Genomic DNA, 22707 nt, shown 5'->3' on the forward strand with positions numbered 1-22707 from the left:
CGCAACATAGTTTCTTCTCAGCCTGGGCGGCGAAATAAAATATCGATTTCTGGTGCGGACGCAAGCCCCTCGTGCGAATGTGCAACCTGCCTATTCGACATTGGTGGTAGCGGTGACGGGGGGGTAAAGATCCGTAATGGACATCTGTGTGGAGCCGCCGTGCATGTATAGAGATCGTATCCAGCTCAAGTCGCTGTGGGGCAAGGTGGTTGGTGCGGAAGAAGCCGCCATGCACATTCAGGACGGCATGACCGTCGGGATGAGTGGCTTTACCCGTTCCGGCGACGCCAAGGTTGTGCCCATGGCTCTGGCCGAACGAGCCACCGAGCAGCCGCTGAAGATCAGCCTGATGACGGGCGCCAGCCTGGGCAGCGACATTGATAAGACCCTGGCCGAGGCCCGTGTGCTGTCGCGTCGGCTTCCCTTCCAGGCCGATCCGGTGCTGCGCAAGGCGATCAACGCCGGCGAAGTGATGTTCGTCGATCAGCATCTGTCCGAAACCGTCGAAATGCTGCGGTCGCGCCAGTTGCCGAAGATCGACGTGGCTGTGATCGAGGCCGTGGCGATCACCGAGGATGGCGGGATCATTCCCACCAGCTCGATCGGCAATTCCGCCACCTTCGCAATTCTGGCGGAAAAGATCATCGTCGAGATCAACATCCATCAGAGCATGGATCTGGTCGGTCTCCACGACGTCTATATCCCGACCCGGCGTCCCCACCGCGAGCCGATCCCGCTGATGACTCCCAGCGACCGCATCGGCCTGCCCTATATTCCGGTCGATCCCTCGCGCATTGCCGCGATTGTGATTACCGAAAAGATGGACTCGTTCGCGACGATCACGCCGCCGGACGAGGAAACCAACGCCATCGCCGGGCATCTGGTTGAGTTCTTCCGCAACGAAGTGCGCAAGGGCCGTCTCTCGACCTCGCTCCAGCCGCTTCAGGCCGGTATCGGCTCGATCGCCAATGCCGTGTTGCATGGATTCATCGACAGCCCGTTCCACGATCTGACGATGTATTCCGAGGTGTTGCAGGATTCGACCTTCGAACTGCTCGACGCGGGCAAGATGACCTTTGCCTCGGGGTCGGCCCTGTCGCTGTCGGGCGACTGTGCGCGCAAATTCTTCGGTGACGTGAAGCGCTATAAGGACCGGCTGGTGCTGCGTCCGCAGGAAGTGTCGAACCATCCCGAGGTGATCCGTCGTCTCGGCCTGATCGGCATCAACACCGCGCTTGAGGCCGACATCTACGGCAACGTCAATTCGACCCACGTCAATGGCACCCACATGATGAACGGCATCGGCGGTTCGGGCGATTTCGCTCGTAACTGTTATTTGTCGGTGTTCGTCACCAAGTCGGTCGCGAAGGGCGGCAAACTGTCCTCGATCGTGCCGATGGTTACCCATGTCGATCATTGCGAACACGATGTCGATCTGATCGTGACCGAGCAGGGGCTGGCCGATCTGCGCGGGCTGGCTCCGCGTGAGCGCGCTTCGCTGATCATTGAGAACTGCATGCATCCGACCTATCGCGACCTTGCCCGCGATTATTACAAGCGGGCGGTCGGACGCGGTGGTCACACTCCGCATCTGATCGAGGAAGCCTTCTCCTGGCACCTCAACGCCCAGCGGACTGGCAGCATGCTGGTCACTCCGCCGAAGGCGGCGGCGGCCGAGTAAATTCGGTAGGCAATGCGGACGAAAAAAAGGGGCGCTCCCGCAAGGGGGCGCCCCTGTTTTTTACCCATATTCAGTGCTCGGATCGTCCTGTCAGCCCAGCGCGTTGTCGAGCAAATAGCGGGCGATGTCCGCCGGTTTGACCTTGATCTCGTTGATCTCGCGTCCGTTCTCCAAAGCGAAGCGAATGCGCATCGAATTTTCGACCGAACCGGGATTGACTTTGACGATCCCGGCCTCGCCCTTCAAACGGGGGTAATAGGCGGGATCGACCATCTTTTCCTTGCGCGCCATCCGTTCCAAAATCGCCGTTTCGGATACGGCTTCGGCGGGGCGGGCGGTTACCACCACCCAGTCGGAGGCCCCGGCCAGTCCTTGGTCCAGATGATCGGCGGGCGTGCCATCGGCGAGATAGCCCAGTTTATACAGATGCTTTCCGAGCCCGACATCTCCGCCCCAGGCTTGCAGACTTTTGCTTTTGGCGACGTAGGCTGTCCCCATTCCTCCCCCCTTGCGATCGGAGCGAACCCGATCCGGTTCGCCGGAAGCGAACTGGTAGCACGCGGTGGGGGGCTTCGGCAAAGCCTTGACGCCGCCGGGCTTTGCCCACGGTCCCGCCTCGGGCATGATGGGACGGGAAGAAAAGCGGAGGACGGGATCGGGTGCCGGGCGCGATGACGCAGAACGGGCCGGAAGGGACTCCGCCGCGACCGGGGCGGGCGGCCGGAGGCTGGCGATTCGGTATCCGCGCCAAGCTGTTGGTGGCGATTGGCATCGTCGGGGCGATGATCCTGTTCGGGGCCAGTCTGACCTGGTTCAGCTATACCGAGATCGAGCGGCTGTTGGCGGCGATGACCCGCACCAACCTGCCCAGCGTTTCGAACGCTCTGAAGCTGTCCGAGGCGACGGCGCGGCTGGCGGCGGCAGCGCCAGCGCTGGACGGGTCGATGTCGCAGTTCCAGCGTCAGAGTAATTTCGTCGCGCTACAACAGCAGACCGAGGCATTGCTCGGTCTGCTTGACGGTTTAGCTGGGGCGGCGACCGATCAGGGCCGGGTCGAGGAATTGCGCTCGATGATCGCCTCTTTTGCCGACAATGTGGTCGATCGCAATATCCTGGTCGATCGGCGGCTGCAATTGTCCGAGCGCGCCCGCGCCCGCGCCGAGGCGATTTCTCAACTGGATATCGAGGTTCGCGGTTCGGTCGAATGGCTGAATAACGACCAGTTGCTGGCGGCGGTGGTGCTGGCCTCGACCATCCTGCGCGAGACGGTGACCGCGCCCGACCTCGAAAAAGTCGGCGATTTGCGCCAATCCTATGACGAGCAGGTGCGCCGTCTGGCGTTGCTGTCCGACGAGATCGGTGTGGGGCCGGGGGCGGATCGAGCGCGGGCCTTGACCCGCCGGGTGCTGGCGCTGGGGACCGGGGCGGAAAACGTGTTCGAACTGCGCACGCTCCAGATGCTGACGATCGCCCGCCTGTCCGCCGCCAACGATGAAGGTCGCGATCTGGTGGCGCGGACGTCTTCGGCGGTGGGGCGGCTGGTCTCGGCCGCCGAGACCGATGCCGCCGACAACGAACGCCGCGCCGAGGCGGCGGTGCTGAACGGCCGTTACACTTTGCTGGCGGTGGCGATGCTGACCGTGATCGGTCCGTTGCTGTTCGTCTGGCTATATCTCGGGCGCAATCTGGTGGCACGGCTCACCGGGTTGGCCGAGTCGATGCATCGGATCGTGCAGGGCGACTTTCACACTCCGATCCTTGGCGGCGGTAAGGATGAAATCGCCGACATGGCCGCCGAGTTGGTGGTGTTCCGCGATGCGATGGCAAAGGTCAGCGATTCAACTCAGGCGCTGATGGAAAGCGAGAACCGGCTGCGCCGCATTCTCGACACCTCTCCGTTGGCGCTGGCGATTTCAACGGTTGCCGACCACCGGGTGATCCTGGTCAATCCGCGCTGGACCGAACTGTATCGGGTGCCCGATCTCCAGGCCATCGGTCTGGATGCCTCTAATGTCTATGCCGATCCGGGCAATCTGTGTCGTCTGGTCGAACTGGTTGGCCGCTACGGTTTCGTCACGGGTTTCGAATGCCGGATGCGGCCTCGTGACGGCCATGATTTTTGGGCGATGCTGTCGGCGGCCGAGATCGAGATGGATGGCGAGAAAGCTGTCATCGTCTCGTCGATCGATATCTCGCGCCACAAGGAAGAAGAAGCCGCCCTGGCCGAGGCCAAGCGGATGGCCGAGGAAGCAAATCAGGCCAAGTCGCTGTTTCTTGCGACCATGAGCCATGAAATCAGAACCCCGATGAACGGGGTCTTGACGATGGCCCGTCTGCTGGAAGATATGCCGCTGCCGCCCGAGCAGCATGAGATGTCGCGGGTGATCCGCGATTCCGCGACGTCGCTTCTGACCATCATCAACGACATCCTCGATTTCTCGAAGATCGAGGCCGGGCGTTTGCCGCTGGAGGTGATGGAGGTCTCGCCGGTCGATCAAATCGAGGGGGTGGCCGAATTGCTGGCTCCGCGTGCGCGGGAAAAGGGGATCAGCCTGATCACCCATGTCGATCCCGACCTTCCGGCCCGCGTGCTGGGCGATCAGGTGCGGTTGCGCCAGATTGTCACCAATCTGGCCGGGAATGCGATCAAGTTCACCGATAGCGGCTATGTCCGTCTTTCGGTCGAGACCTCCGACCTGCACGCCCGGCCGCTGGCTTTAACGCTGTCGGTCACCGATACCGGGATCGGTCTGGATGACGAGCAGAAGGCGCGATTGTTCGAGCCTTTCATGCAGGCCGACGCCACCATTTCCCGCCGCTATGGCGGAACTGGTCTGGGGCTGTCGATCTGTCGCCGTCTGGTCGAACTGATGGGGGGCGAGATTGCGGTCGAGACGCTTCAGGGGCGCGGCTCGACCTTCCGCGTTACCGTGCCGCTCGACGTAGCCGACCCGGCCCCCGAACCCGGTCCCGATTTGGCCGGAATCGCCGTTCTGGTGTTGGCCGAGGGGCCGGTGGCCGCCGATGGCTTGCGCCGTTATCTCGGCCATCTCGGCGCTCAGGTTGCGGTCGTGGTCACGACCGAGGGGGCGCTGGCGGCGGTGCGGGCGGCGGCACTGGCGGGGTGGAGCTACGATGTCATGCTGCTCGATGGCGGTCAGGATTACCGCCAGCGTCTGGGGTTGGCCGGAGCGCTGATGCAGATTGCCGCCGCCGAGGGGGGCACGCGAGTGGTGATGATGGAGGAGTCCGGCGGTCTGTCCGCCGCTCAGGCCCAAGCCGCCGGTCTGTTCGCGCTGTTGCCCAAGCCGGTACGTCGTCGCGCCTTGTGGCGAACGGTTGCCGCCGCTGCCGGACGCGGCTGTCTCGACGAGGAAGCCGCGGGCGGTGACAGCCTCGCCGAGGCGGAAGCCCTTTTTGAAGCTCCTTCCGTCGCCGAAGCTGCCGCTGCCGGGGCGCTGATCCTGATCGCCGAGGATAATCCGACCAATACGGTGGTGATCCGCCATCTGATGGAGCGGCTGGGTTATGCCTGCGAAATCGTCGCCAACGGAGCCGAGGCGTGGGAGCGGATGCGTATCCGCGATTTCGGCTTGCTGCTGACCGATTGCCACATGCCCGAGATGGACGGGTACGAGCTGACCCACCGGGTGCGCGAGGCCGAAATCGAGACTGGACGGCGAATGCCTATCGTTGCCCTCACCGCCGACGCCTTGTCAGGAACCGCGCGGCGTTGCCAGGATACCGGGATGGATGGATTCCTGGCCAAGCCGATCGATCTTGCCCAACTCGACACGACCCTGCGTCACCTTCTGCCCGCTGCCCAGCCGCTGCGCCGCCGTCGGTCTTCCGTCGTGCCTGTTGTCACGCCGCCATCCGAGGCCGAGCCGCCGGTGCTCGACCTTGAACCGATGCGCAGTTTGTTCGGATCGATTGGAGACGAGGCTCGCGAGATGTTGACGCTGTTCATCGACACGACCCGCCCGCAGGTTGACGCGATGGCGGATGCCCTGGCCGATGGCGATGCGGTGACGGCACGCGAAGCCGCTCACTCCGCCAAGGGCGCGGCGTATAGCGCCGGGGCGATCCGTTTCGCTCGGCACTGTACCGTGATCGAGGCGGCCTGTGCCGAGGCGGATCTCGCCGTCGCTGTCGCGGCCTTACCTCTTGCGCAGGCTGCTTTTGCCGAAACCGAGGGCACGGTGTCGGCGTTGTGATCGCTCCTGATTGACGGCAGCGAGGATGGCTTTCACTGTGAAATGACGAGAGAGGGAAAGAGGGGGGGGAGGGCAATGAAGGATATCCTGGTTCATCTCGACGACAGTGACCGCTGCCGCGTGCGTCTGGCCCTGGCGATCGGGTTGGCGCGGCGGTTCGGTGCCCGGCTGACCGGGTTGTTCGCCCGAGTCGACAGCTTTACTCCCGGCGTGGTGGCGCATCAGGCCAGCGACTTTCTGATCGCCGCCCGCGATGTCGTCCGCGCCGCATTCGAGGCGGCGGTCGCCGCTGCCGGAATCGATGGCCGATGGTGGCAACTCGCCCATGGCGAACCCGGCCATGTGCTGGGAGAGACAACATTCTGTGCTCGTTTTGCCGATCTGGTGGTGATGGGGCAGGCCGAGCCGAAATCGTCCCTGGTTCCCGACGATCTGGTCGAGCATGTCATCTTGAATTCCGGTCGGCCGGTGCTGGTGGTGCCGCACAGCGGAACTTTCGCCACCCTGGGCGAGCGTGTCGCGGTCGCCTGGAACGCCAGCCGCGAAGCGGCCCGTGCCTTGGCCGATTCCCTGCCGTTGTTGGCCGGGGCGATGTCGGTGACGGTTCTGTCGTTACGCGGTGGGCACGAGGATGTGCGGACCCTGCCCGAGGTGCCGCATGTCGATATTGTCGATCATCTTGCCATCTGGGGAATCAAGGCGAACTCGGAGCATCTGTCCGGCGAGCAGATCGGTAAGATGGATATGCTGCTGTCGCGGCTTTGCGATTTGGGGGCCGATCTGGTGGTGATGGGAGCCCAAAGCCCCGGCGCTCTGTCGCTGAAGCGCGGCAGTGGGACGCATTACGTCTTATCCCATATGACGGTGCCGGTCCTGATGGCGCATTAACGGGATTTACGCCGGGGCACAGGCTCCTCGTCAGCGCTCCTGGCGCTGGCGGATTTCGGTCTCGCATAGGAATAGCCAAGCAAGCCGCCGCATCCGGGTTGATTGCTGCGCGGCTTCGCGTCGTTCCTTTTCAGCGGGGTCGTCGGTTTCGTCGCGTGACAGGCGGTTCATCCGGCTTTCGATACCGCCGGTTTGTCGGGCGGATTCTTCTTCCAGCCGGGTCCGGCGGGCGGGTTGAGCCATCAGGTCGCTGCGTTCGGCGGCGATTGCGTCAAGCTGGCCACGCCAGAATGGACCGGGATACAGGGTTGCGGATAGTTGGGGCGGGCCTTGCTGCGGCTCACAGTGGTCGTTCAGGGCAACCTGGGACGGGGGCCATGTCGCCCACACCATCGCTGCCAGTCCCAGCACCAGCAACACAGCTATTTGGACGCGCGACCAGTTCATCGATTCCCCCTGCCGTTTCCGTGAGGATACGGCCAAGGATACGGCGTGACAATGCGGAGGAAGGCAGACGGTCAGGTGGCGGGGGACAACTCTTTGTCGTCATCGTTCTTTTCGGCGGCGCGCTCAATGCGGAGAGCGTACCGCCATGCGCTGAACAGGATGAATGCCCCGACCAGAGCCATGGAAACGATGGCAGCGACGGTGATGTCCTGGACCGACAGGGTCATGACGTCCTCATTAAATCCCAGTCCAGGATGATTACACGTTTTTTGCAGGTGCGAAAGGGCGGTCAGGTCAGCCAGTCGCGACGTTGACGGACCAGTGCGGCGAAATCGTCGGCGGGGATGGCGCGGCTGAAATAGAAGCCCTGCGCTTCATCGACGCCTCGGGCCAGTAGGAAGTCAAGCTGGCTGCGGTTTTCGACCCCCTCGACATTGACGCGGGTGCCGAGTGAGTGGCCGAGATCGACGATTGCCTTGACCACCGCCGCATTATCGGGGTGCTGGCCGATATCGATGACGAACGAGCGGTCGATTTTCAGCTTATCGACAGGGAAGCGCTTCAGATAATTGAGCGAGGAATAGCCGGTGCCGAAATCATCAATAGAAACCAGAACACCCATCCTTCGCAAGGATTGCAGAACTTCGATAGTGTTTTCGACGTTCTGCATCGCGATGCCCTCGGTGATTTCGAGCTGGAGATATTCGGGGGCGAATCCGGTTTGGTCCAGAATATCGGCAATCATCGCCAGCAAGGTCGGGCTGTGCTTGAACTGGACCGGAGACAGGTTGACTGCGATCTGCATCGGTCCCAGCCCCTGGCGCAGCCAGGTGCGGCCCTGAAGACAGGCGCGATGGAGAATCCAGCGGCCGAGCGGAGTGATGAGGTCGGTGCGCTCGATGATCGGGATGAAGTGGGCGGGCGGCACCCAGCCCAGGGTGGGATGACGCCAGCGCAGCAATGCTTCACAGCCGACGATCTCGCCGGTCTTGAGGTCGAGCAGCGGCTGGTAATGCAGTTCAAGCTGGTCAGTGCCAAGCGCCAGACGCATGTCGCGCTCAATCGCCTTGCGGGCCTGGACCTCGGCATCCATCGCGGCGACATAGAAATGATAGGCGTTGCGGCCTTGGGCCTTCGAATGAAACATCGCCAGATCGGCGTTCTTCAGCAACTGGTCAGCTGATTCGGCGTCATCGGGGTAAAGAGTGATGCCGATTGAGGTGCTGGTCAGAACCTCGTGATCTTCCAGCCCGAACGGTTCGGACAGGCTGGCGATGATGGTGTCGGCGACATGGCTGGCACCTTCGGCATCGGCCAGATTAGTCAAAATCACCGCGAACTCATCGCCGCCCAGTCGGGCAACGGTGTCTGTCTCGCGCAGACAGCGGGTCAGCCGCCGTGCCACTGCCGTCAATAATTGATCGCCGATATGGTGCCCCAGCGTATCGTTGACGTCCTTGAACTTGTCGAGGTCGAGGAACAGTAGCGCCAGCCGGGTCTTGGTGCGGCGTCCATGAGCCAGAGCCTGACGCAGCCGCTCCTGGAACAGGGCGCGGTTGGGCAGTTCGGTCAGCGAATCGTGATGGGCGAGGTGCTGGATGCGGGCGGCGCTCAACTTGCGTTCGGTGATGTCGCGCCCGACCACCACCAGCCCACGGCGGCCACCATCGGCGGTGAACAGCGGTACTTTCGTCATGTCGAACACGCGCGGCCCGCTGGACGAGGGCATCGAGAGTTCGAATGTCAGAGTACGGCCCTCGCGCCATGCCGTCTCGTCGGTCTCGCGGGTCGCCAGCAGGAAGTCGTGATGTTCCGGTGTCAGCCGCGACAGCTCACGGGCGCTGCGACCGACGTAATCCCGGCCGCGCAGTCCGACCATTTCGAGGCAGACCCGATTGGCGATCAGCCAGCGCCCGCTACCGTCTTTTAAGCAGACCAGATCGGGCAGGGCGTTGATGAGGGTGATCAGCCATTCCTTCTGCTGACGCAACTCCTCCTCGTTGGCTTTGCGGGCGGTGATGTCATGGCCGATCGCTATGAACAGATCCTGGCCGCCCAGTTGCATCGACGACAGCGACAATTCCAGGAACAGCCGCGCCCCGCCTTTCAGGACGCCGGTGACTTCGGTGCGGTGGTCGAGATAGGGAGCGGTAACAATCGTTCCGGTGGGACCAGCCAGTTCGGGGATCAGGGCGGCGATGTCGTGTCCAACGATCTCGGATGGCGAATAGCCGAAAATCCGCTCCGCAGCCGGGTTATAGGTGCCGATGCTGCCATCCTCGCCAAAGGTGATGATGGCGTCGGCGGTGTTGTTGACGATGGCGCGGTTGTGTAATTCCGACAGGCGGTAATTGTCGGCCAGAGCTTCCATCGTCCGCGCTTGGCGGCGCAACACCGTTTCGCGCGCGGCCATCGGGGTGATGTCGAACACCTGGATCAGACAACAGCGGCGGCCTTCGTCGTCGAGCGGGCGGATCACCACGATCTGGTGCATTGGCTCGGGGCGGTCGGGGTCGCCGGCGCGGCGTATCAGCGGGAACAGCGTCTTGTTCAGCGACGAAGACAGCAGCGCCGACAGACCTTCGTCCAGGGCCTGATCGATCGCCGGCCCGATCCGGGTCGTGGCGACGATTGGGAACAGATCGTCAAGCCTTGACCCGATCGCGTCTTCGGCCTGAACGCCCGACGCCCGCACCATCCAGGCGTTCCACAGGAGAATGCTGCGGTCGGAGGCGAGCAAAACCAGACCGATTTCGCCAGCATCGGACAGGGTTTGTAACAAAGGACTTACGGCCATCGGCTGATTTATCCCGCCATGACCCGTGCAACATAGGCGGAAACCGTTGCTGCGAAGCTGTGAGCCGAGACGATATCCATCACGAAGGCAAGATAGCCCCGCACGCCCTTTGCCGCGACCGAGAAATCAACCTGAAGGAACATCACCAGCTCGGATTCGACGTTCTTGCTGTCGAGGATGCTGGCGCCACGCCCGCAGACATAGGTCGGGAGAGAGCTTTCGATCGTCAGGCCCAACTGGTTGGCCAGACTGCCCAGGCAGGCGTTGAGGATGATGTTGCCGACCTCGATCAGCGCCTCCTGCTCCAGTTCGGTCAACTGGTCGAGCGGAACGGTGTCGGCCAGCATCGAGCGGACCAGATCAAGGCTTTTCCGTTCGGGGAAAATCAGCAGGATGTCGCCGGAGAAGCTGCTGTGGAATTCCTGGCGAACCGCCACCGACAACCCGCCGCCGGTGGCTTCGTCCAGCCGGATGGCACTCTGGTCGGGAGAGAGGAATTCAACGAAAGGCACTGACAGCGTTACTTCGTCCTCGACCAGCCGCGACAACGACGCGGCAGCTTGCCCCACGGCGATGTTCAGAATCTCCGTGACGGCATCGTGCTCGATCTCGCCAATGATGGACGTCATGATGGATCCTCTCGGCTGTCGAGGAAGTGGGCGAGGGCATCCTCACGTAATGGCTTTATCAAAAATCCCACTCCAATGCGATCAGCCTGTTCGCGGATGGGGTCTTGAATGTTGGCGGTTAACAGGCTGATGGCGGCCTGGGGGTAGTCTCTGCGCAGATATGTGGCTGCGGCCATGCCGCCGATGCCCGGCATATTAACATCCATCAAAACGAAATCGGGGGCGGCGGCGGCGGCGGCGGCGAGAGCCTCCTCGCCGCTGGCTGCTTCGACGATCCGCCAGTTTGGGCGCAAACGCATGATCGCCGCTCCGGTCATCATCCGCGCGACCCGGCTGTCGTCGACCAGCAGAATCGTCATGTCGGTCATACTATGATCTCTCCTCGCGGCCCCCAAGCTGCGCAATCTCCGCAGTGAGGACATCGTGATTCTATGATTGAGCCAGAGGCTCGCCGCAAGCGTAAAGTCCTTCTAAGTTGGGTGCCCGCGCCGACAGCTGGTCTTCCCGCCATTCTGGGGTAGGGTATAAAATCAAATTGACACCACCAGACGTCGATGCAACAGTACGTTCCGTTATCGAGGGGCGGTCAAGGGGAATGCCCAGGCGAACGGCAGATCGGCGATGCGTTAAGGTTAATTCCGTGTATCCCGATCTATTATCGTGTCTGCGGCACATGTTTCTTTTGACACACGCCCCGTGTCGTTGCGGATTTCAGCCGTAATGTGCTCTAAGGTCGGGCACATGAAACGGCGAAGCAGTGATGCGCGCCAACAATGGGACGTGGAGCGGCCTTAGCCGGTTCCGCCCCGGAGTGGGAGGCAGCGCTCCAGCGAAGGGTTAAATGTTGGCAGGCATAGTTTAGTCTGTTCAACTGAAGAGTTTGTCGTGGCGTGGTTTGCCATGACAGGCCCAGCCGCGCGGGACGTGCGCGGCAACCACTTTGGAGTGTAGACTCATGGCTGAGAAGAGAAGCTTGTCGGGCCTGACCGAAGAGGAAGCGGTCGAGTTCCATGACCAGTTCAAGACCACCTTCAGCGCGTTCCTGATCATCGCCGCCGTCGCGCACGTGCTGGTGTGGGTCTGGAAGCCCTGGTTCTGATTTAGACCAATTCATTAGGGGGATTTTCCTATGAGCAATCCGAAAGACGACTACAAGATTTGGCTGGTCCTCAATCCGTCGACCTGGCTGCCCGTGATTTGGGTTGTCGCCGTTGTCGTGGCGATCTCCGTTCACGCCGCCGTTCTGGCCGTTCCGGGCTTCAACTGGATCGCCCTGGGTGCCGCTAAGAGCGCCGTGAAGTAATTCACTCTTAACAGAGTGCTTTACTGAACGGTTGCGGACGGATCCTGAGCGTTTCGCTCGGTTCCGTCCGCAGCTATTTTAAGGGTGCGCTTGCACCATCGTCTGCCCCTGCCTTGGCGGATATCCACGATCTAGAGAATACGGGGCGCATTCAAGCTTTAAAGCTGAAGCAAGGCGCTCCAGCCGCCATTTAAGGCGGCGCCCAAGCGGGGCCAGTGCCCGGCCCCTCGGCGAGGCGCTTCATAAATGCCTAGAGCGTGATGCGGATCTAAGATCTGCCAGTCTCTGGTCTTTCAGGCACAATTTTCCTGTCTCTCTCCGTAGAATCCCGCTGTCGCGCGTCCGCGCGCTGGATGGTACCCGGCATTCGGTGCTGTCTCAGGCATGCCGTTGTCGATCGCTTGCGTTTGTCGTCCTTATATGATTCGCGAGCGCCTCGCCGGGCGTTGCTCTCTGGCCACAGGACCAATGCTCGCAAGAGTTAAGGCGGCTACTTTGATCCCGTAGGCGCTCCGAGTGCCTTGCGCAGTGATCTCTGGCACCATTACGGCGTGTTAAAATTCTCAGAGCATTGCTCCGCTCAGGTAGAATCAGCGCGATACGTTTGCGACGTAAGGGGATGCTTTCTGGAAGTTTTTACCCTTAATATAAGGTGTCCTTCCCGCGCCTTCGGTTTTCCTCCGCGAGGGAAGATCAAAGTTTTGCGTCAGGGCAAAATCGAATTGACAGAGAGGGGCGTCGGTGCAAGATTACAGTCCGTTAATGAGGCCTTGCAGCGACGAGTTCCGCCGCTGCCCCCCATTATCTTGGAGTTCAAAACATGGCTGAAAGAAGCTTGTCGGGTTTGACCGAAGAAGAAGCGGTTGAGGTCAATGACCAGTTCAAGACCACCTTCTCTGCGTTCCTGATCCTCGCCGCCGTCGCGCACGTGCTGGTGTGGGTTTGGAAGCCCTGGTTCTGATTTTCGACTTTTCTTAGGGGGATAATCCTATGAGCAATCCGAAAGACGACTACAAGATTTGGCTGGTCATCAATCCGTCGACCTGGCTGCCCGTGATTTGGGTTGTCGCCGTTGTCGTGGCGATCTCCGTTCACGCCGCCGTTCTGGCCGTTCCGGGCTTCAACTGGATCGCCCTGGGCGCTGCCAAGAGCGCCGTGAAGTAATTCACTCTTAACAGAGTGTTTTATTGAACGGGTTGCGGACGGGACTTGAGCGTAGCGCTCGGTCCCGTCCGTAGCTTTTTCAGGGGTCGCTTCGGCGGCTTCCTCCCTTCGTCAGTATGACGAAGCGCGGGTTATGCCCGTCCTCTGCGCTTGGCGCAGAAACCACCATCATACTTCGAAACAAGGTTGTCCGGTCTCTCCCGGCTGCTTTCGTGTGCAATGATGATTGCGGATGCGCCCACCCGGCGAGGGGCAATACAATCGGCCAGTTCACTGGCCGATTGTATTAAGGCGCGAAAGACACGAACCCTATCGCGAATCCGGTTTTTTTCCTCGCCCAGCCATTTTGCCTTTCGCCAGCGGCGGCGGGCGGCGTGGCGGTATGGCGGCGTGGCACGGTCTGGTTCCGCCTCTGGGCACCAGATGATGAGGGCCGGAACCGATCAGATCGGCTCGGCCCATCCGCATCAACGCCTCGCGCAGGATGGGGGCGTTTTCGGGATCGTGCCAACGCAGGAACGCTTTGTGCAGGCGGCGCTGGCGCAGTCCTTTGGCTGTGAAGACCGTTCCCTCGTCGCGCTGTACCGGGCGGAGCGGGTTGTGGCCGCTGTGATACATCGAGGTCGCCAGGGTCATCGGCGAGGGCAGGAAGGTTTGGACCTGATCGAGGCGGTAATCGTTGCGCTTTAGCCACAAGGCAAGGTTCAGCATGTCTTCGTCGGTGGTACCGGGGTGGGCGGCGATGAAATAGGGGATCAGTCGCAGCCGTTTTCCCGACCGCCGTGCCGAGGCTTCGAACATGGCACGGAAGCGTTCGAACACATCCAGCCCCGGCTTCATCATCAGTGACAGCGGCCCCGGTTCGGTGTGCTCGGGGGCGATTTTCAGGGTGCCGCCGACATGATGGCGGACCAGTTCATCAACATAGGCCGGGCTGTGCAGGGCGATGTCGTAGCGGACGCCCGAGGCGACCGAGACGGTATGGATTCCCGGCACGGCGCGGGCGGCGCGATAGAGCGCCACCAGCGGCGCGTGGTCGGTGACCAGCGAAGGGCAGGGGGCCGGGAACAGGCACGATAGCCGCCGACACTTAGCCTGAGCGCGAGGCTTGCCGCATCCCAGCCGCCACATGTTGGCGGTTGGGCCGCCGAGGTCGGAAATCGCGCCGGTGAATCCGGCGGTGCAGTCACGGATGGTGGCGATTTCGCGCAGTACCGATTCGGCCGACCTGTTCTGGACGATTCGGCCTTCGTGGGTCGTGATCGAACAGAAGGTACAACCGCCGAAGCAGCCCCGCACGATCGCGACCGAGAAACGGATCATCTCCCAGGCGGGAATGCGGCCCTGGCCGTGGCCGGGATGGGGAGCGCGGGCATAAGGAAGCTCGTGCACGGCGTCGAGATCTGGGGTGGCTAACGGCAGGGGCGGCGGGGCCAGCCACACATCTTTATCGCCGTGGCGCTGCACCAATGCGCGGGCGTTGAACGGGTTGGTTTCGGCATGCAGCACTCGGGTTGCATGGGCGTACAGCACTGGATCGTCGCGAAGTTGTTCGAACGAGGGCAACCGCACCACCGTTCGGTCGGAATCGGCGGCGGAAGGGGCCGGGGGATGAATCCCGTCCAGTCCGCTTTCATCGATCACGGTCCACCCATCGGGAACTGTGTCGCGCACGGTGGCCGTGCCGCGGATATCGCCCATCGCACGGAGAGACTCGCCTTGTGCGGCGCGGTGGGCGATATCGATTACCGCGCGTTCGCCATTACCAAACACCAGCAGATCGGCCTTGGCATCAAGCAGGATCGAGCGGCGCAGCTTCTCGGACCAGATGTCGAAATGAGCGACACGGCGCAGGGACGCTTCGATCCCGCCCAGTACGATGGGGACGTCACGAAATGCCTCACGGCAGCGCTGGGCATAGACGATCACGGCGCGGTCGGGCCGTTTGCCGCCTTCGCCGCCGGGGGTATAGGCGTCATCGGAGCGGATGCGACGGTCGGCAGTATAGCGGTTGACCATCGAATCCATGTTGCCCCCGGTGACGCCGAAGAACAGTCGGGGCCGTCCCAGCGCCGCGAAGGCGTTGGGTCCGCTCCAATCCGGTTGGGCGATGATTCCCACCCGGAAGCCTTCGGCTTCGAGAACCCGGCCGATCACCGCCATCCCAAAGCTGGGGTGATCGACATAGGCATCGCCGGTGACCAACACGACGTCGCAACGCTCCCACCCCAACCGATCCATCTCGGCGCGGGTCATTGGTAGATGGGGAGCCGGTTGGCGCGGCCTCGGCCGCGAGAACAGGGTGGGGGGAAGCGAAAGAGTCTCCACGCGCCTTACATCCGCTCCAGTTCGTCGATGAAGCCGATCACGACGTCCAGCCCTTGACGCCAGAAATCGGGATTAGCGGCGTCCAGCCCGAACGGGGCCAGCAGGTCGCCGTGGCGCAATGTGCCTCCCGCCCGCAGCATGTCGAGATAGCGGTCGGGGAAGCTGGGAACGGTTCCGCCGGCATGGGCGGAATAGAGCGAGTTCACCAGGCAATCGCCGAAAGCATAGGCGTAGACATAGAAGGGAGAGTGGATGAAGTGAGGAATGTAGGTCCAGTAATTCTTGTATTCCTCATCGAAGCGGAATGTCGGTCCCAGGCTGTCGGTCTGGACCTGCATCCACAATTCGCCGATCCGTTCCGGCGACAGCTCGCCCTGGCGACGTTCTTCGTGTACCAGCGATTCGAAATCGTAAAACGCGATCTGGCGCACGACAGTATTGAGCATGTCCTCGACCTTGCCGGCCAGCATGATCCGCCGCCGCCGGGGATCGATCTCGCGTTCCAGCAAGGCGCGAAAGGTCAGCATCTCGCCGAAGACCGAGGCCGTCTCGGCCAGGGTCAGCGGTGTGTCGGACATCAATCCGCCCTGACTACCGGCCAGGATCTGATGTACCCCGTGCCCCAATTCATGCGCCAGGGTCATCACGTCGCGGGTACGGCCCATGAAATTGACGAGAAGGTAGGGATGAACCGACGGCACGGTGGGATGGGCGAACGCGCCGGGCGATTTGCCGGGGCGTGTGGGGGCGTCGATCCAGTTATTGTCGAAGAAGCGGCGTCCCAAGGCTTCCATCTCGGGCGAGAACGCGCCATAGGCTCCCAACACGATGTCGCGGGCCTCGTCCCAGCTATAAAGCCGGTCGTCATCGTCGGGCAGGGGCGCGTTGCGGTCCCAGTAATCGAGCATCTCGACCCCGAACCATTTCGCTTTCAGCGCATAATAGCGGTGAGCTAATTCGCCGTAACAATCCTTGACCGCGGCGGCCAGGGCATCAACGACATGATCCTCGACCTGATTGGACAGGTTACGAAAGGATTGCGGGCGGGGATAATGCCGCCAGCGGTCGTCGATCTCCTTTTCCTTGGTCAGCGTGTTGGTGATCAGCGCGAACAGCGGCGCGTTCTCACCCAGCACCCGACCCAGCGACTTCGCCGCTTCCTTGCGCTTGGCTCCGTCAGTGTCGGATAGCAGGTTCAGCGCTTCGGCCGACGTCAGGTCGCGGCCGCCGATCGGAAAGCGCAGCCGCGCCATCGTCTCGTCGAACAGGCGGTGCCAGGCGGCGGTGCCGACGACATGCAGGTCGTGCAGCATCTTTTCCAGTTCGTCGGACAATTGATGTTCGCGAAAGACCCGGATGTCGCGCAGCCAGGGCGCATAGCGTTGCGCCTCGGGCGCGGCCAGCAGCCGCTCTAGAGTCGCATCGTCAAGCCGGTTGATCTCCAGCGTGAAAAACAGAGTGTGGCTGGAAATCTCGGTGACTCGTTCCTGCATGCCTTGATAAAAGCGACCGCGTTCTGGGTCGGAAACATCCGCCGCATACAAGAGTTGCGCATAGGACATAATCCGTCCCAAAATGTCACCGATTCGTTCATATTCGATCAGCGCGGCACCAAAAACGGCACCGTTCAATTCGTGTAGCGTACTGGAATAGTGTTTTTCGAATGTCTTTGCGGCTTCAAAAGCAGTGGCGATGTCGTCCTTTAGGCGTGACGATTCAGGACTCGGATACAGATCGGAGAGATCCCATTCGGGAAGTTGGTTGTTCGCAACTGCGGAAGCCTTATGAGTCATGCGCTGTCTCCTTGTGCCGGTCGCAAATATAGGTATCACTGTAGCAGGGGAACAGGGAGATCGTCGCATGGAGGATATTCGCGCCTGCAAAAGCTTGCCGGGATTGTTTTTCGGCTGGGCGGCACGGCTGGGGGAAAAGCCGTTTCTGGTGGCGCGGCGTGACGGGGAATGGCGAACGCAATCTTGGCGCGCCGTTGCAGACGAAGTGCTTGCTCTGTCCGCTGGACTGGAACGGTTGGGGGTTACCGCAGGCGACCGGGTGGCGCTGATCGGCGAGAACCGGCCCGAATGGGCCATCGCAGATTTGGCGATCATGGCGACCGGGGCGATTACCGTTCCGGCTTATACGACCAATACTGTCGCCGATCATCGTCATATCCTGGATAATTCAGGGGCAAAGCTGGCGATCGTTTCGACTCCGGCTTTGGCTCATCGGGTTCTGGCCGCGGCTGCCGAAGCCAGCGCCCGTCCGGGAGTGATCGTGATCGATCCTCCTTTCGCGGAACCGCCCGAGGGAATCGTCCGCCATAGTTGGGATGAGGTGATGGCCCTGGGCCGCGCCAGCGGAGCCGAGGCGCATGTGCGCGCCCGTGTTGCCGGTCTGCGCCGCGACCATACCGCCTGTATCATTCACACGTCGGGAACCGGCGGTGTGCCCAAAGGGGTCATGCTGTCGCACGGCGCGATCCTGCATAACTGTTATGGTGCCGCCGTTCTGGTCGATGACCTGAATGGTGGCGTCCATTGCGACGAGGTGTTCCTGTCGTTTCTGCCGTTGTCGCATGCGTATGAGCATACGGCCGGGCTGTTCCTGCCGATCTCGATCGGCGCGACCATCTACTACGCTGACAGTATCGAGCACCTGTCCGCCAACATGCTGGAGGTCCGCCCGACCATCATGACGGCGGTGCCGCGTCTGTATGACAGCATCCGTATCCGTATCCTGAAGGGGTTGGGCAAGGTCGGTCGGTTGCGCCAGACTCTGTTCCATGCCGCTCTTTCCCTCGGTGAGCGCCGGATTGCCCAGGGGGGGCGGCTGGGGCCGCTCGACAGTCTTGCGGATCGGGTGCTGGACCGGGTGGTGCGCGATAAAATCCGCGACCGTTTCGGTGGACGGTTGAAGGCGTTCGTTTCCGGGGGGGCACCGCTGCCGCCCGAAGTCGGCCGCTTTTTCCTGTCGCTTGGCGTTACCATTCTGCAAGGCTATGGGCAGACCGAGGCGGCTCCGGTGATCAGCGTCAATCGTCCTGGCCGGGTCCGGGTCGAATCGGTCGGCCCGGTGATCGAAGGGGTTGAGATCCGCATCGCCGCAGATGGCGAGATCCTGGTGCGCGGCGAAATGGTGATGCAGGGCTATTGGCAGGACCCGGCCTCGACCGCCGCCGCGATCGATCCCGATGGGTGGTTGCATACCGGCGATATCGGGGTAATCGATCCCGATGGCAATTTGCGCATTACCGATCGCAAGAAGGATATCATCGTCAATTCCGGCGGTGACAATGTTTCGCCGCAGCGGATCGAGTGTCTGCTGACTCTTCAGCCCGGCATCGCCCAGGCGATGGTGCATGGCGACCGTCGGCCGCATCTGGTGGCGCTGATCGTGCCCGACCCTGATCGGGTTCAGGCTTTGGGGGCTCCCGCGCGGGAGCGGGTGGTGATCGAGCATCCTCGCCTTAAGGCCGAGATCGCCCATGCTGTCGAGCAGGTCAACGCCCATTTGGCTCCGGTCGAGCGGATCCGTCGCTTCACCGTGCTGGCCGAGCCGTTCTCGGTCGAGAACGGGTTGTTGACGCCGACGATGAAAATCCGCCGCCATCTGATCCGCGAAAGTCACGCCGCGATTCTGGATGGGATGTACGAAGACCGCTCCGTGCGGGCATCGCGGCCGAAGGTTGAAGCGATGTAGACGGGGTGGTGCTTGCCAGTGTTGCATTTGCCGTGCCGGCTGCACTATGAGTCGGCTCCCGACCGTGCCGTGCGGGGGCGTCTGACTGTTCCGTCGGGCCGTGTCGGCTTGCGCGCCCCAGGGTCGCGTTCACTCCTTTTTCAGGTGCTTTACCATGACTCCCGCCGCCAGGCTTCAGGCTGCCATCGACGTTCTGTCCGCGATTGAGAAATCGGCCAAGCCCGCCGATTCCGTTGCCGCCTCTTATTATCGCGACCGCCGTTATATCGGTGCCAAGGATCGCCGTGCCGTTGCCGAAGTGGTGTGGCGGGTGCTGCGCCGTCGCGCCCGGCTCGATTGGTGGCTTCAGACCTTCGGGCATACGGAGATCGACGCCCGCAGCCGGGTTCTGGCCGACATGGCGCTTGAAGGCATCCAGCCCGACCCTGATTTGTTTCGCGGTCCGCATTCGGCTTGGGCGCCCGAGCCGGAAGAACGGCGCTTCATGGAGCGGATGTTGGAACTGAAATCACCGTTCCACCGCGACATGCCGCCGCATGTGCGTTCGGAATACCCGGAATGGATCGAGCCGCGTCTGACCGCTCTGTTCGGTGAGACGCTGGGCGAGGAAATGGGGGCGATGCGCGACGAAGCGCCGCTCGATCTGCGTGTCAACGCTTTGAAGGCAACGCGCGAGCAGGCGATCGCCGCCCTGGCCGCCGAGAAGATCCGGGCCGAACCGACGGCGCTCTCGCCGTTGGGGCTGCGGCTGGCGTCGAGACTGCCGCTGGTTCAGATCCAGGCATGGCGCGACGGGCTGATCGAGGTCCAGGATGAAGGGTCGCAACTGGTTGCACTGATCGTCGGGGCCAAGCCGGGGATGGCGGTAGTCGATTACTGCGCCGGAGCCGGGGGGAAGACGCTGGCGCTGGCCGCGGCGATGGCTAATAAGGGACGCCTCGTTGCTTGCGACGTCGCTAGTTGGCGGGTTGACCGCGCCGGTGATCGGTTGCGCCGCGCCGGAGTCCACAATGTCACCCGGCGGGTGATCGAGGGCGAGTCCGACAAATGGATCAAACGCTCGGCCGGAAGCTTCGATCGGGTTCTGGTCGATGCACCGTGCACCGGGACCGGAACTTGGCGGCGTAATCCCGATGCGAAGTGGCAGTTGGGCGAGTCCGACCTGCTCGAATTGATCGTTCGTCAACGCGACATCCTGACCAGCGCGGCGCGGCTGGTCCGTCCCGGCGGGCGGTTGATTCACGCCACCTGCTCGTTGATGACCGAGGAGAACGAGGCTCAGGTCGAGGCGTTCCTTGCCGCCCATCCCGATTATCGTCAGGTTCCGGTCGAAGAGGTGTGGGCCGAGACGATTGGAACTTCCTGTCCGGTGCCGGGGCCGCATTTGCGCCTGACTCCGTTGCGTCACCATACCGATGGCTTTTTCGCATCGGTGCTGGAGCGGGCGGCGGGTTAACCGCCGCTTCCCGCGCGGTGTGGGGGGAATGCGCTACGACGTAGGCACCATTTTTGCGGGATAAAGAGGAAAAGGTGTCGAGTCGAAAAATCGATTTGACTCCGGCAACCGTCAATGCAACATTACATTCCGTTAATGAGGCCCGGCAGCGGCGGACCCCGCTCGTTGCCCCCACCGTGATGGAGTTACATACATGGCTGAGAGAAGCTTGTCGGGTTTGACCGAACAGGAAGCCGCTGAATTCCACGGCCAGTTCCAGACCACTTTCCTGACCTTCCTCGTGTTCGCCGTTGCGGCGCACGTTCTGGTTTGGGCCTGGAAGCCCTGGTTCTGATCTAGCCTTTTCTTAGGGGGTTTTTTTCTATGAGCAATCCGAAAGACGACTACAAGATTTGGCTGGTCATCAACCCGTCGACCTGGCTGCCCGTGATTTGGGTTGTCGCCGTGGTCGTGGCGATCTCGGTGCACGCCGCCGTTCTGGCTGCTCCGGGCTTCAACTGGATCGCCCTGGGCGCTGCCAAGACCGCCACGAAGTAATCCTCACTTACGAGTGAGTTTACTCTGGTGATGCGGGCGGAACCTGAGCTTAGTGCTCGGTTCCGCCCGTTGTCTTTTGTGGGGTCTGCTTCGACCCCACCCCGTTGCCAGCGTTATGACACGCCTCCGCCGAGAACCTTGTACAAGGTGACGAGGTTCGACAGGCGCGAGACCTGGACCGAGATCAGGTCCTGTTCAGCGCCGTAAAGCGAGCGCTGGGAATCCAACACGGAAAGATAATTGTCGATGCCACGTTCATAGCGGGCACGCGACAGGCGATAGCTGTCGCGGGTGGCGGCAACCAGATCGGATTGCGATTTCATCTGCTCGGACAGGGTGCTCTTTGCCGTCAGAGCGTTCGAGACCTCGCTGAATGCGGTCTGGATCGACTTCTCGTACTGGGCGATGGCGATGTCGCGGCTGGCCTTGGCGCTGTCGAGGTTGGCGAAGTTCTTTCCGGCGTCGAAGATCGGCATGGTGATCTGGGGCGCGAACGCCCAGGCACCTGTTCCAGCGGCGAACAGGGTGTCCAGTGTCGTGCTGGTGGTGCCGAACGATCCCGTCAGCGACAGGGTGGGGAAGAACGCGGCGCGGGCCGCGCCGATATTGGCGTTGGCGGCTTTCAGGGCGTGCTCGGCCTGAGCAATGTCGGGACGGCGGAGCAGAACCTCGGAGGGCAGGCCGGTCGGCAGATCCTCGACAAAATGAATTCCGCCGAGATCTCCCGCCGTCGCCAGTTTCGTTTCGTCGATTGGAGCCCCGACCAACAGCGTGAGGGCGTTCTTGTCCTGCTCGACCTGACGCTGATAACGCGAGCGGTTGACGCGGGCGGTTTCAACCGCCGTCCGGGCCTGGGCAACGTCAAGCTGTGAGGAGACACCCTGTTGGAAGCTGCGTTCAATGAGTTCCAACGAGGCCTGACGGCTCCCCAGGGTCTCGTTGGTAAGATTGAGCAGGGCGCGGTCGCCGAACAGGGTCAGGGCCGCATTGGCGACTTCGGCGATCAGGGCGATGCGGGTCGAGGTTCGCGCCTCTTCGGTCGCCAGATATTTTTCGAGCGACTGTTCTTCCAGGCTGGATAGCCGTCCGAACAGATCCAGCTCAAACGACGTGATTCCCAGATTAGCGTTGAAACGGCGAGTGGTGCTCGCCGTCTTTGGGACTGACGAACTGATCGAACGCGGATTGCGCTGAATGGTTTCCGACGCTCCCGCATCGAGATGCGGGAACAGATCAGACTCGGAGACGCGGTAGGTTGCCCGTGCCACCTCGATGTTCAGCGCCGCGACCCGAAGGTCGCGGTTGTTTTCCAGTGCTTGCTCGATCAGGTGCTGAAGCGATGCGTCGGTGAAGAACTCTTTCCATGCCATGTCGCCCAGCAACGGCTTATCCGTTTTGGCCTGGGGGGCCGGGTCAGCTCCGGCTGGCCAGAGGGCGGGGACCGGCAAATCGGGCCGCAGGTAATCGGGAACCAGCGAGCAGCCCGAAAGCAGGGTAGCGGCGGCAAGAGCCGCGAGAAGCGGTCTGGTCATGACGGTGTTCCGACTAGGGAGAGAAAGAG

At 62.0% G+C, this 22707-nt stretch carries 20 protein-coding genes; 11 read left to right on the forward strand and 9 right to left on the reverse strand.

From position 1 onward, the window contains the following. Positions 1-163 precede the first annotated feature (163 nt). Positions 164-1681 (forward strand): acetyl-CoA hydrolase/transferase family protein, encoded by a 1518-nt coding sequence (locus PHAMO_RS01165; RefSeq protein ID WP_002725557.1) that lies wholly within the window; start codon positions 164-166, stop codon positions 1679-1681. 90 nt (positions 1682-1771) lie between these two features. On the opposite strand, the gene PHAMO_RS01170 is transcribed toward PHAMO_RS01165, so the two are convergent. Then, positions 1772-2305 (reverse strand): hypothetical protein, encoded by a 534-nt coding sequence (locus PHAMO_RS01170; protein ID WP_002725559.1) that lies wholly within the window; start codon positions 2303-2305, stop codon positions 1772-1774. Positions 2306-2352: 47 nt separating this feature from the next. Here PHAMO_RS01170 and PHAMO_RS01175 point away from each other — a divergent pair, with 47 nt between their 5' ends. Continuing rightward, positions 2353-5898: a hybrid sensor histidine kinase/response regulator gene (locus tag PHAMO_RS01175; RefSeq protein ID WP_051002337.1), complete on the forward strand. Its 3546-nt coding sequence runs from the start codon at positions 2353-2355 to the stop codon at positions 5896-5898. A gap of 75 nt (positions 5899-5973) precedes the next feature. Then, a complete protein-coding gene (locus PHAMO_RS01180; protein WP_002725563.1) occupies positions 5974-6786 on the forward strand; it encodes a universal stress protein in 813 nt (270 codons plus the stop codon). A 30-nt stretch (positions 6787-6816) separates the two neighbouring features. Here the strand turns inward: PHAMO_RS01180 and PHAMO_RS01185 are convergent, their stop codons facing one another. The 5 genes from PHAMO_RS01185 to PHAMO_RS01200 all read right to left on the reverse strand — a co-directional run bounded on the left by PHAMO_RS01185 (position 6817) and on the right by PHAMO_RS01200 (position 11027). Further along, positions 6817-7233 (reverse strand): hypothetical protein, encoded by a 417-nt coding sequence (locus PHAMO_RS01185; protein ID WP_002725565.1) that lies wholly within the window; start codon positions 7231-7233, stop codon positions 6817-6819. A gap of 71 nt (positions 7234-7304) precedes the next feature. Further along, positions 7305-7460, reverse strand: coding sequence for a hypothetical protein (locus tag PHAMO_RS19200; RefSeq protein WP_002725567.1), 156 nt, complete (start codon positions 7458-7460; stop codon positions 7305-7307). A gap of 62 nt (positions 7461-7522) precedes the next feature. Then, positions 7523-10030, reverse strand: a complete 2508-nt coding sequence (locus PHAMO_RS01190; RefSeq protein WP_002725569.1) for a sensor domain-containing protein — start codon at positions 10028-10030, stop codon at positions 7523-7525. Positions 10031-10038: 8 nt separating this feature from the next. Further along, complete coding sequence (locus PHAMO_RS01195; RefSeq protein WP_002725571.1) at positions 10039-10659, reverse strand: chemotaxis protein CheC; 621 nt, start codon at positions 10657-10659, stop codon at positions 10039-10041. Then, positions 10656-11027, reverse strand: a complete 372-nt coding sequence (locus PHAMO_RS01200) for a response regulator (RefSeq protein WP_002725572.1) — start codon at positions 11025-11027, stop codon at positions 10656-10658. Before PHAMO_RS01200 ends, PHAMO_RS01195 begins: the two co-directional genes overlap by 4 nt. A 587-nt stretch (positions 11028-11614) precedes the next feature. Here PHAMO_RS01200 and pufB (PHAMO_RS01205) point away from each other — a divergent pair. The 4 genes from pufB (PHAMO_RS01205) (at position 11615) to pufA (PHAMO_RS01220) (ending at position 13126) form a co-directional block, all read left to right on the forward strand. Next, positions 11615-11758, forward strand: coding sequence for a light-harvesting antenna LH1, beta subunit (gene pufB, locus PHAMO_RS01205; protein ID WP_002725576.1), 144 nt, complete (start codon positions 11615-11617; stop codon positions 11756-11758). Positions 11759-11788: 30 nt separating this feature from the next. Then, on the forward strand, positions 11789-11962 hold the full coding sequence (gene pufA / locus PHAMO_RS01210) for a light-harvesting antenna LH1, alpha subunit (protein ID WP_002725578.1): 174 nt from the start codon (positions 11789-11791) through the stop codon (positions 11960-11962). Positions 11963-12782: 820 nt separating this feature from the next. After that, positions 12783-12923, forward strand: coding sequence for a light-harvesting antenna LH1, beta subunit (pufB, locus tag PHAMO_RS01215; RefSeq protein WP_002725582.1), 141 nt, complete (start codon positions 12783-12785; stop codon positions 12921-12923). A gap of 29 nt (positions 12924-12952) precedes the next feature. Continuing rightward, entirely contained in the window at positions 12953-13126 is a 174-nt protein-coding gene (pufA, locus tag PHAMO_RS01220) for a light-harvesting antenna LH1, alpha subunit (RefSeq protein WP_002725584.1), read from the forward strand. A gap of 309 nt (positions 13127-13435) precedes the next feature. On the opposite strand, the gene PHAMO_RS01225 is transcribed toward pufA (PHAMO_RS01220), so the two are convergent. Both PHAMO_RS01225 and PHAMO_RS01230 read right to left on the reverse strand, forming a co-directional pair. Then, a complete protein-coding gene (locus PHAMO_RS01225; RefSeq protein WP_002725586.1) occupies positions 13436-15382 on the reverse strand; it encodes a YgiQ family radical SAM protein in 1947 nt (648 codons plus the stop codon). A gap of 77 nt (positions 15383-15459) precedes the next feature. Further along, complete coding sequence (locus PHAMO_RS01230; protein WP_002725589.1) at positions 15460-17247, reverse strand: M3 family oligoendopeptidase; 1788 nt, start codon at positions 17245-17247, stop codon at positions 15460-15462. Between the two features lie 67 nt (positions 17248-17314). Between PHAMO_RS01230 and PHAMO_RS01235 the strand changes: the two genes are divergently transcribed. From PHAMO_RS01235 to pufA (PHAMO_RS01250), 4 genes are all read left to right on the forward strand, one after another. Further along, entirely contained in the window at positions 17315-19153 is a 1839-nt protein-coding gene (locus tag PHAMO_RS01235; RefSeq protein WP_002725592.1) for an AMP-dependent synthetase/ligase, read from the forward strand. 154 nt (positions 19154-19307) lie between these two features. After that, positions 19308-20609 (forward strand): RsmB/NOP family class I SAM-dependent RNA methyltransferase, encoded by a 1302-nt coding sequence (locus PHAMO_RS01240; protein ID WP_002725596.1) that lies wholly within the window; start codon positions 19308-19310, stop codon positions 20607-20609. A gap of 193 nt (positions 20610-20802) precedes the next feature. After that, the gene (gene pufB, locus PHAMO_RS01245) at positions 20803-20943 is read left to right on the forward strand and encodes a light-harvesting antenna LH1, beta subunit (protein WP_039853353.1); all 141 of its coding nucleotides are present in this window, start codon (positions 20803-20805) and stop codon (positions 20941-20943) included. A 29-nt stretch (positions 20944-20972) separates the two neighbouring features. Next, positions 20973-21146, forward strand: a complete 174-nt coding sequence (gene pufA / locus PHAMO_RS01250; RefSeq protein ID WP_002725599.1) for a light-harvesting antenna LH1, alpha subunit — start codon at positions 20973-20975, stop codon at positions 21144-21146. Between the two features lie 113 nt (positions 21147-21259). Here the strand turns inward: pufA (PHAMO_RS01250) and PHAMO_RS01255 are convergent, their stop codons facing one another. Beyond that, positions 21260-22678, reverse strand: coding sequence for an efflux transporter outer membrane subunit (locus PHAMO_RS01255; protein ID WP_051002338.1), 1419 nt, complete (start codon positions 22676-22678; stop codon positions 21260-21262). Between the last annotated feature and the right edge of the window lie 29 nt (positions 22679-22707).

Origin of the sequence: Magnetospirillum molischianum DSM 120, assembly GCF_000294655.1 — a bacterium.
In the GTDB taxonomy this organism is placed as follows: Bacteria; Pseudomonadota; Alphaproteobacteria; order Rhodospirillales; family Magnetospirillaceae; genus Phaeospirillum; species Phaeospirillum molischianum.